The 9,539-nt window shown below is 70.9% G+C and carries 8 protein-coding genes and 1 pseudogene; 2 read left to right on the top strand and 7 right to left on the bottom strand.

Annotated elements, in window-relative coordinates:
• The 3 genes and pseudogenes from FUT87_RS13525 to FUT87_RS13515 all read right to left on the bottom strand — a co-directional run.
• Nucleotides 1–848, bottom strand: a pseudogene (locus FUT87_RS13525) (hypothetical protein); the annotation flags it as partial.
• Nucleotides 845–1,510, bottom strand: a complete 666-nt coding sequence (locus tag FUT87_RS13520; RefSeq protein ID WP_147241359.1) for a response regulator — start codon at nt 1,508–1,510, stop codon at nt 845–847. The pseudogene FUT87_RS13525 and the gene FUT87_RS13520, both read right to left, overlap by 4 nt.
• A 219-nt stretch (nt 1,511–1,729) precedes the next feature.
• On the bottom strand, nt 1,730–3,079 hold the full coding sequence (locus tag FUT87_RS13515) for a UDP-N-acetylglucosamine-peptide N-acetylglucosaminyltransferase (protein WP_147241358.1): 1,350 nt from the start codon (nt 3,077–3,079) through the stop codon (nt 1,730–1,732).
• On the opposite strand from FUT87_RS13515, the gene FUT87_RS13510 reads away from it, so the two are divergent.
• Nucleotides 3,066–3,566 (top strand): hypothetical protein, encoded by a 501-nt coding sequence (locus FUT87_RS13510; protein ID WP_147241357.1) that lies wholly within the window; start codon nt 3,066–3,068, stop codon nt 3,564–3,566. The two genes, FUT87_RS13515 and FUT87_RS13510, sit on opposite strands and share 14 nt — an antisense overlap.
• Nucleotides 3,509–4,627, top strand: coding sequence for a PA0069 family radical SAM protein (locus tag FUT87_RS13505; protein ID WP_147241356.1), 1,119 nt, complete (start codon nt 3,509–3,511; stop codon nt 4,625–4,627). Before FUT87_RS13510 ends, FUT87_RS13505 begins: the two co-directional genes overlap by 58 nt.
• Nucleotides 4,628–4,655: 28 nt before the next feature.
• Here the strand turns inward: FUT87_RS13505 and FUT87_RS13500 are convergent, their stop codons facing one another.
• The 4 genes from FUT87_RS13500 to dnaJ form a co-directional block, all read right to left on the bottom strand.
• On the bottom strand, nt 4,656–6,284 hold the full coding sequence (locus FUT87_RS13500; protein ID WP_186830526.1) for a phosphoethanolamine transferase: 1,629 nt from the start codon (nt 6,282–6,284) through the stop codon (nt 4,656–4,658).
• 177 nt (nt 6,285–6,461) lie between these two features.
• Entirely contained in the window at nt 6,462–6,887 is a 426-nt protein-coding gene (locus FUT87_RS13495; RefSeq protein WP_147241354.1) for a hypothetical protein, read from the bottom strand.
• Nucleotides 6,888–6,904: 17 nt separating this feature from the next.
• Complete coding sequence (locus tag FUT87_RS13490; protein ID WP_186830525.1) at nt 6,905–8,089, bottom strand: response regulator; 1,185 nt, start codon at nt 8,087–8,089, stop codon at nt 6,905–6,907.
• 211 nt (nt 8,090–8,300) lie between these two features.
• Nucleotides 8,301–9,446 (bottom strand): molecular chaperone DnaJ, encoded by a 1,146-nt coding sequence (gene dnaJ / locus FUT87_RS13485; protein WP_091723150.1) that lies wholly within the window; start codon nt 9,444–9,446, stop codon nt 8,301–8,303.
• Nucleotides 9,447–9,539 lie beyond the last annotated feature (93 nt).

The raw sequence follows: 9,539 nt of genomic DNA, 5'->3' as shown, positions 1-9,539 counted from the left end.
AGCGGCGTGCGCAGCTCATGGGCGGCGTCCGCGATGAAGCTGCGCTCGCGCTGCGCGCTCTCCGCCACGCGCCGCATCCAGCCGTTGATCGCGTCGACCATCAGCGCCAGTTCCCGATGGCCGTCGCGATAGGCCAGCGGCGCGAGCTCCTGCGGCCCGCGCCGGGCGACCTCTCGCGCGACCGCCGTCCAGGGACGCATCGCCAGCCGGATCGAGAGCCAGGCGGGCAGCACCAGCAGCGGCAGGCTGGCCAGCAGCGGCATCAGGTAGAAGCCGTCGGAGTAGATGGTGCGCAGCAGGTTCCAGCCGTCGTTGGGGCCGAACATCGTCGCGCGCAGTCCGTGGGGCCCGGCGACCGTGCGCGCATGGAGCCGCTGCGTGGGCGTGCTCACGGTGACGAGCGCGCCGCCGGTGTCCAGCGGCGGAATCTCCGGCGCGTTGCGGGACCGGTACAGCACCTGCGTCCCGCGCGTGACCAGGATGGCGGGCTGGCGCTCGGGCGAGGTGTCGTATTCCTCCACGATGGACGCGTGCAGCAGGTCCAGCGCCTGCCGGCGCCGCTCGGGCGTGCTGCCGGTGTCGTCAGCGATCGCCAGGATGGTCGGGTAGATCTGCTTCGACTGGAGCAGCAGGAAGGCGCGCCCGCCCTGGTGCAGCAGATAGGCGATGCCCAGCACCCACAGCAGCATCAGCAGCGCCAGTTGGGCCACCAGCAGGCGCCGCACCAAGCTGGGCCGGACCACGGCGAGCAGTGCCTCGCGCAGGCCCCGGCCCACGCGGACGAGGACAAGGACGAGGGCGGCCCGCGGCCCCGGCGGCGGGGGCAGGCGGAAGGACGACGCGGTCATCGCGTCTCCTGGTCGATCACGTAGCCCACGCCGCGCACCGTCCGCACCCAGCCGTCGCCGATCTTGCGGCGCAGGTTGGCCATGTGCACGTCCAGCGCGTTGCTCGCGTTGCCCGGGCCGCCCGGCAGCACCTGCTCCTCCAGCGTGCGCCGCGTGACGATGCGGCCGGCCCGCATCATCAGCAGTCGCAGCAGCTCGTATTCGCTGACGGTCAGCTCCACCGGCTGGCCCTCGACGCTGACCCGGCGCGTGGGCATGTGCAGTTGCAGGCCGCGCAGCGACAGCAGCTCGCCGTCGAAGCCGTAGCTGCGGCGCGCCAGCGCGCGGATGCGGGACAGCAGCTCGGCCAGCTCGAAGGGCTTGACGAGGTAATCGTCGGCGCCGGAATCCAGGCCATTGAGCCGGTCCTGCAGCGCATCGCGCGCGCTCAGGATCAGCACCGGCAGCGAGCCGTACTCGCGGCGCAGCCGCGCGAGCAGCTGCAGCCCGTCGCCGTCGGGCAGGCCCAGGTCCAGCAGCACCAGGTCGCAGGGCTGCTGCGACAGCTGGTGCCAGGCGGCGGCGATCTGGCGGGTCCACACGACGTCCATGCCCTGGTCGGTCAGCGCGATGCGCACGCCATTGCCGAGGTCGAGGTCGTCCTCGATCAGGAGAATCTTCATGGCCGGCATTGGACCAGTCCGCGAAGCCTCCGCGCCGCCGCCGGCGCGGCGCTTCATCGATTCTTCATGTGGCCCACAGCCCGGCTTCATGGCGCCGGTCAACGTCACCGGCGCTTGTGGATGACGACGACGGTGACGGCGATGGCCGAGACGGAGATAGCGTCCGCGACCGAGGCCGGATCGAGATGGTGACGGCTACGGCTACGGCTACGGCTACGGCTACGGCCGGCGAGCGTCCGCGGCGTCGCCGGCTGGCGCGACCGGGACGGACACGGCCGGCAGGGCCTCGGGCGGCAGGCCAGCCACGGCGCGCGCCCATATGCGCCGGTAGAGCGCTTCCAGGTCGCGCGCGAAGGCGCGTGAATCGATCCACGGCCGGATCGGCGGCTTGGGCCCGGTCGCGAGCGCGCAGGCGCGTTCCACGTAGTCATCGAGCGACTCGCAGACCAGCTCCGGCAGACCGGCCTCGGCGAGCAGGCTCTCCGCCACGCGCGACGCGAAGCCGTCCCCGCGCAGCGTCACGACCGGCACGCCGGCCGCGAGCGCATCGCTGGTCGTCGTGTGGCCGTTGTAGGGCCAGGTGTCGAGCGCCAGGTCCGCGGCGGCCAGGCGGTTCCAGTGCGCGGCCATGTCCACCGGCGGCATGAACACCAGGCGCTCGGGCGCGATGCCGTGCCGCGCCGCTTCCTCGCGCAGCCGCGCATCCGCCTGCTCGCCGCCGCTGAACTGCCACAGCAGCGCCGAGGGCAGGCGATGCAGCAGCACCATCCAGGCTTCGAAGATCGGCGGCAGGACCTTGTGCACCACGTTCGCCGACAGCAGCACGATCGCGTCCTCGGGCAGGCCCAGCGCGGCGCGCGGCGTCGGCACGATGCGGCGCGTCGCGTCGCCGGGCTGGTAGCAGCGCGGCAGCTGCGCGATGCGCTCGCTGTAGAACGGGGCGTCGGCCAGCGGCGTCACGATCGGGTCGCCGATGACGTAGTCGATGTAGTCCGCGCCGCAGGTGCCTGGGAAACCCAGCCACGCGACCTGCACCGGCGCCGGCCGCGCGGCCAGCGCGGTGAAGCGGCTGCCGGCCGTGTGGCCCTTGAGGTCGACCGCGATGTCCACGCCCTCGGCGCGCATGCGCGCGGCGATGCCGGCCGCGTCGAGCGCGCCCACGTCGATGAAGCGGTCGCAGGCGGCGCGCACGCGCTGCTGCAGCGGCGAGCCGTCGTCCGGTCCATGCGAGAACAGCAGCACCTCGAAGTCCGCGCGGTCGCGGCACTCGAGCACCTCCACCATCAGCGCCGCCGTCGCGTGGGCGTGGAAGTCGCCGGACAGGTAGCCGATGCGCAGCCGCGGTTTGTCGACCGCCCGCGCGGGCGGCAGGGACGCGATGCCGCGGCTCAGGAAACGCGTGCTCAGGCGCGCGACCTTGAGCAGGTCGGCCGGCGCGTGGGGCAGGGCGGCCAGCGCGAGGCACGCCGAACTCGTCGTCCGCCGCCTCGGGCTTGGCGCGCAGCGCCGCGTGCAGCGCCTGCAGATTGGCGTCGAAGTCGTCCCAGCGCGCGCATTGCTGGTCGCCATGGGCCTGGTAGGCCTGCGCCATGACGCTGTCGGGACGCAGCGCGGCCACGGTGCGGAAGCACTCCGCCGCCTCGGTCTTCATCTGCAGCGTCTGCAGCGCGAAGGCGAGCTGCAGGTAGGCGTCGATGTCGTCGATCTTCAGCGCCAGCGCCTGCATCAGCGGCCCGATCGCCGCCTGCGCCTGGCCGCTGCGCCGCAGCGACTCGCCCAGGTAGCGCTGCAGCGGGTTGGACGCGACGTGGGCATGCGGCGCGAGCAGCGCCGCCGCCTCGGCGTGGCGGCCGCGGCCCATCTCGTGGAGGGCGGCGCGCAGCAGGTCTTCGAGGGCATCCATGGGCGGCGATTATGTCGGCCGCGAGGATGCCGACGGGCCTCGGCGGATGTCGACGGGCACTGGCATTCCGGCGGATTACTGTATAAATTGACAGTATGCCGCAAGACACCAAGATCGCCAGGCCGCCGCTGTACATCCAGGCCGATGCCCTGAAGGGCCGGGGCAGCGGCTGGGCCATGCCGCACCGCTTCGAATCGCGCGAGCGCGAACAGTACGACGACGGCTGGGGCACGCTGGACCAGACGGCGCTGGAGGAGCATGTCGCGCCCAGGACCGAGATCATCGAGGAGCAGGCCCGCAAGATCCTCAGCGGCAACCAGTCGCCGGACATCGGCTTCGATCTCTCGATCAATCCCTACCGCGGTTGCGAGCACGGCTGCATCTACTGCTTCGCGCGGCCGACGCACAGCTACCTGAACCTGTCGCCGGGCCTGGACTTCGAGACCCGGATCATCGCGAAGGTCAATGCCGCCGAGCGGCTGCGCGAGGCGCTGGCCTCGCCCGCCTACCAGCCGGCGCCGCTGGTGCTGGGCACGGCCACCGATGCCTACCAGCCGATCGAGCGCAAGCTGCGCATCACCCGCGCGGTCGTGGAGGTGCTGACCGAGGCGCGGCATCCGTTCTCGGTGGTGACCAAGTCCAGCGGCATCGAGCGCGACCTCGACCTGATCGTGCCGATGGCGCTCAAGCGGCAGGTGTCGGTCTACCTGTCGGTGACCTCGCTGGACCCGGCGCTGTCGCGCATTCTGGAGCCCCGCGCCGCCTCGCCGCAGCGGCGGCTGCAGACCATCAAGGCGCTGGCCGAGGCCGGCGTGCCGGTGGGGGTGAGCGTGTCGCCGGTGATCCCCTTCCTCAACGAGCCCGAACTGGAGCGCATCCTCGAGGCGGCCGCGGAGGCCGGCGCGACCAAGGCTTTCAGCATCCCGCTGCGGCTGCCCTGGGAGGTGGCGCCGCTGTTCCACGACTGGCTGCGGCTGCATCAGCCGGACAAGGCCGCGCGCATCATGGCGCGGCTGCGCGACATGCGCGGCGGCAAGGACAACGATCCGCGCTTCGGCACGCGCTTCACCGGCGAGGGCATCTGGGCCGAACTGCTGCAGCAGCGGCTGCGCAAGGCCTCCCAGCGCCTGGGCCTGGGCCGCGAGCGGCACCGGTTCGACTTCAGCGAGTTCAGACCCCCGTCGAAGCTGGAGGGGCAGCAGTCCTTGTTCTGACGGGCCTGACGAGCCTGAGGGCGGTCGATCAGCCGCCGCGCCGGCAGGCGCCGACCCAGTCCCAGTCCTTGCGGTAGACCGAGGTCTGCACGCCGCTCAGGCTCAGCACCGTGTGGTACAGCCCGTCGTGGGACATCGGCGTGTCGCGGCGCTGGCTGAGGCAGGCCTCGTCCAGGCGCTGCGACTGGCGCGTCTGTGCCGGCAGCCACAGGATCAGCGGCACATGCTTCTGCTGCTTGGGCGCCAGCGCATAGGGCATGCCGTGGAGGAACAGGTTGTTCTCGCCCAGAGACTCGCCGTGGTCGGACACGTACAGCAGGCTCGGATCGAAACGCGACTGCTGGGTGCCCAGCCAGTCGATCGCCTTGGCCAGCACGTGGTCGGTGTACGCGATCGTGTTGTCGTAGGCATTGCGCACCTCCTCCAGCGGGCACTGCTGCAGCGCGTTGCTGCGGCACTCCGGCTGGAAGGGCTTGCGCTCGGCCGGTGTGCGCAGGTAATACGCCGGTCCATGGCTGCCCATCTGGTGCAGCACCAGCACCACGCCGCGCGCGACGCGCTGCGGATCCAGCGCGGCGATGCGCGCGTCCAGGTCGTGCAGCATCGCCTCGTCCAGGCATTCGCCGTCGGGGCGGCACAGGCCGGCGGGCAGGGGATGGTCGGCGCGGGCGGGATTGATGGCCTGCGCATTGGGCACGCGGTCGCAGATGCCCTTGCAGCCCGACTGGTTGTCCAGCCACAGCACCGCCAGCCCCGCGCGCTGCAGCACGTCCAGCAGCGTCTCCTGGTTGCCCGGGTGGTCGACATACGCCTCGCGGCCGAGCTGCGAGAACATGCAGGGCAGCGAGGCCGCCGTCGACGTGCCGCAGGACGCGACCTCGCGGTAGCTCAGCACCGGCTTGCCCGAGAGCTCCGGGTTGGTCGGCCGGCCGTAGCCGTTGAGCTGGAAGTTCTCCGAGCGCGCCGTCTCGCCCACCACCAGCAGCACCAGCGGCGGCCGCGCACCGGCGGGCCGGGGCGTCAGCGTCGCGTCCGCGGCGACGATCTCCGGCGGGCCCTTGGGTTTCTTCTGTTTCTGGACGACCAGCGCGGCGCTGGCCCAGATCGCGTTGATCGGGCTGACCATCTTGGTCAGCACCTTGTGGTTGCGCAGGGTCGAGGCCAGCTCCGCGGTGCGGGTCGCCGCCAGGCCCACGCCCAGCGCCAGCGCCAGCGCGACGCTGGCCAGGTTCCAGCCGAGCCGCTGGTACCAGCGCCGGTCGGTCAGCCGCTGGCGCCAGAGCCAGAGCAGCGGCAGCAGCGCGATCACCGCCACATGCGCCGCCAGGCCCCAGCCCATCAGGTCGCGGGTCTCGCGCACGTCGGTCTGCAGCGCGTTGGTGATCATCGCGCTGTCGATGACCACGCCGTAGCTGCCGATGAAGTAGGCCAGCGGCGCGGTCAGCAGCAGCATCAGCGTGAGCAGCGGCTTCACCGCCGCGCGCCAGGCCAGCAGGCTGAAGCAGGCCGCCAGCACCAGGACCACGATGCCGGCGAAGACGACGACGAACAGCTGGCCCGACGGGCCGGCGTAGTCGGACATGCCGCTCATGCGCTGCCACAGCGGCCAGTTGCCGAGCACGCCGATCCAGAGCGCAGCCAGCCAGGTCAGGGTCAACGGGGAACGTGTGCGCGGAGCGCCGGCCTGGCGCGATCGCGAGGTCGAGGAATCGGAAAACGGCATCTTGCTTGTGTCAGGCCGGCATGATCAAACCGGCCCTTGTAGTGGTCCCACCTGAAGATCTCCTGAAGCCTCGCCCTGCGTCATGCCGCGGTGCGGCCACTGGACCGGCCTTCATCCCCGCAAGGCCATGCCGCCGGCGGCACGGGCCGCCTTCAGCCCCTGGCCGCTGGCCTGCACGTAGCGGCGTTGCAGGTCCTCGATGCGAGGCGCCAGCGCGCTGGGATCGCTCATTCTGTCGCGGTAGCGCTTGAGCACCAGCGCCGCCATGTCGATCAGCTTGGCGTTCAGCGTCAGCCCGCCTTGCTCGACCAGCAGCTGCACCCCGGCCTGCGCGTCGCCACGCATCGCCTGGCGCATCGCGGTTTCCGAGATCGCGAAGACGCGGGCATTGGCCTCGCGCATCAGCCGTGAACTGGGCTCGTGGCCCTCGGCCATGGCGAGCATCACCTCGGTCGCCGACTTGGAGCTGCAAAAGCGCAGCCCGAGCTGGCTCATCAGCAGGTCCATCTCGCTGAGCTCGATGTCCTGCCGCGCCATGCGCACCCACAGGGCGATCAGCAGGCAGGCGGCTTCCAGGTCGAAGGCCTCGTCCGCGGCGCGCGCGCGAAGTCGCGCGCCAGCTGCAGCGCATCGGCGAGCCGGCGTTCCATCAGCAGCCGCAGCCCCTGCAGCAGCACGTCGAAGCGCTGCAGCCGGACGTCTCGCGGCGCGCGTTCGATGCCCTGCGCCAGGGCGTCGGCGGCGTACTTCAGTCCCTTGCCGTCCTTCGCGTCGAAGCGCATCAGCGCGAGCAGGGCCAGGCTGTGCCAGTCGAAGAGCTTGGAGCGCAGCCCCTGCGCGAGGCTGCGTTCCAGCATCTTGAGCGCCTCGTCGCGCTGGCCGGCATAGAAGGCCAGCGTGCCGCAATGCTGCTGGCGCAGCAGGCATCCCGGCGTCAGCGTCGCGGCGGTGCGGTAGGTCGCGAGCGCGGCGTCGATCTCGCCTTGCTCCATCTGCACCCGGCCCATCAGGTCGTAGCTGTCGGCCTGGTCGGGCATGTCGCCGATCAGCGTCTCCAGCGTGCGGCGCGCGGCGCTCAGGTTGCCGCTGGCCACCTCGGTGCGCGCCACGCCCAGCCGGGCCCAGGGCACGGTGCGCGCGGCGATGATCGCCTCGTACAGCTCGCGCGCCTCGGCGTGGCGCTCCAGGCGCAGCAGCAGTTCGGCGCCGATGCGCGCGGCATAGAGCCAGTAGGTCGCCTTCTGCTGGAAGCGCTCCAGGCAGAGGTCGGCGGCGCGGTCGAAGTCGCGGGCGTCGATGGCGTCGAAGATCGCCTTCAGCTCCAGCTTGCGGTGCCGCGCGTTGGCCAGGCGGTCGGCCAGCGCGGCGCTGGTGTAGGGCTTGACGAGGTAGGCATCGAGCGCCGCCTCGGCCGCCTCGGCGACCTTCGCGTAGGAGGCCTCGCCGGTGACCATGACAAAGACCGTGGCGTAGGGCAGCAGTTGCTCACGCCGCAGTTCATCGAGCAGGTCCTGGCCGGAGAGTTCCGAGCCGTCGAAGTAGTAGTCGCACAGGACGATGTCGTAGGGCTGCGTCTCGAGGATGACGCGGGCGTCGCGCACCCGCGTGGCCTGGCGCACGTGCCCGACGCCGAGTTCGCGCAGCTGGGCGGTCATCAGGCTGCGCGAGGTCGCGTTGCCGTCGATGACCAGCGCCTGCGTCTTGGACAGGGGGCTGGACAAGGGGCTGGCCAGCGTCATGGCCGCCGTCCTGCGGGCGTGGCGGGCGCCCATGTGAAAAAGCCCGCCTCCGAAGAGAGCGGGCCGGCAGCACCCCAACGATGTGTGCGAATGTCGTCAACCACGAAGCGGATTGTCCGCCCGGCGATCACCGCCGGCTCCCCGGGTTTGCGTGGGGGCCGTGGCTTGAATTCCCAATCCGGGCGTGAACTTGCACGCCGCTGTTGGTGGCTTACTTGAAGAGGTCCTTGACGCGGTCCGTCCAGCTCTTCGCGTTCGGCGAGTGGCGCTCGCCGCCGTCGCGCAGGCTCTTGTCCAGCTCCTTCAGCAGCTTGCGCTGGTGCTCGGTGAGCTTGACCGGCGTCTCGATGCTGATGTGGCAGTACAGGTCGCCCGGATAGCTGGAGCGCACGCCCTTGATGCCCTTGCCGCGCAGGCGGAAGGTCTTGCCGTGCTGCGTGCCCTCGGGCAGTTCGATCTCGGCCTTGCCGCCCAGCGTCGGCACCTCGATCGAGCCGCCCAGCGCCGCGGTCGTCATCGACACCGGCATCGTGCAGTGCAGGTCGTCGCCGTCACGCTCGAAGATGTCGTGCTGCTTGATGCGGATCTCGATGTAGAGATCGCCCGACGGGCCGCCGTTGACGCCCGGCTCCCCGTTGCCGGCGGAGCGGATGCGCATGCCTTCGTTGATGCCGGCCGGGATCTTGACTTCCAGCGTCTTGGTCTTCTTGATCTTGCCGGCGCCGTTGCAGGTCGTGCAGGGCTCCGGAATGATCTTGCCGGTGCCGTGGCAGTGCGGGCAGGTCTGCTGGATGCTGAAGAAGCCCTGGCGCATGTGCACCGTGCCGCTGCCGCCGCAGGAGCCGCAGGTCTTGGCGCTGGTGCCGGGCTTGGCGCCGCTGCCGTGGCAGGTGTCGCAGCCTTCCCAGGACGGGATGCGGATCTGCGTCTCCTTGCCGCGCGCGGCTTCCTCCAGCGTGATCTCCATCGCGTAGCTCAGGTCGCTGCCGCGATAGACCTGCTGGCCGCCGCCCTGGCGCCGGCCGCCGCCCTGCTGGCCGAACAGGTCGCCGAAGATGTCGCCGAAGGCCTCGGCGAAGCCGCCGAAGCCTTCCGCGCCCGGGCCGCCGCGGAAGCCCTGGTTGGGGTCCACGCCCGCGTGGCCGTACTGGTCGTAGGCCGCGCGCTTCTGGCCGTCGGACAGCATCTCGTAGGCCTCCTTGGCCTCCTTGAACTTGTCCTCGGCGTCCTTGGCACCTTCGCCCTGATTGCGGTCAGGGTGGTACTTCATCGCCAGCTTGCGATACGCCTTCTTGATGTCGTCTTCGCTGGCGTTCTTCGCGACGCCTAGGACTTCGTAATAGTCACGCTTTGCCATGGATCTTCCTGGGGGCCTCAAACCAAAACGCCGCGCGAGGCTGGCGGCCCCGCGCGGCGGCTGTCAGGCGACAGCGGTTGCCGATCGCGGCGC

The sequence above is a fragment of the Mitsuaria sp. TWR114 genome (assembly GCF_007997345.1).
The sequence above is the reverse complement of the archived record's forward strand: the minus strand, read 5'-3'. Positions and strand labels throughout refer to the sequence as shown.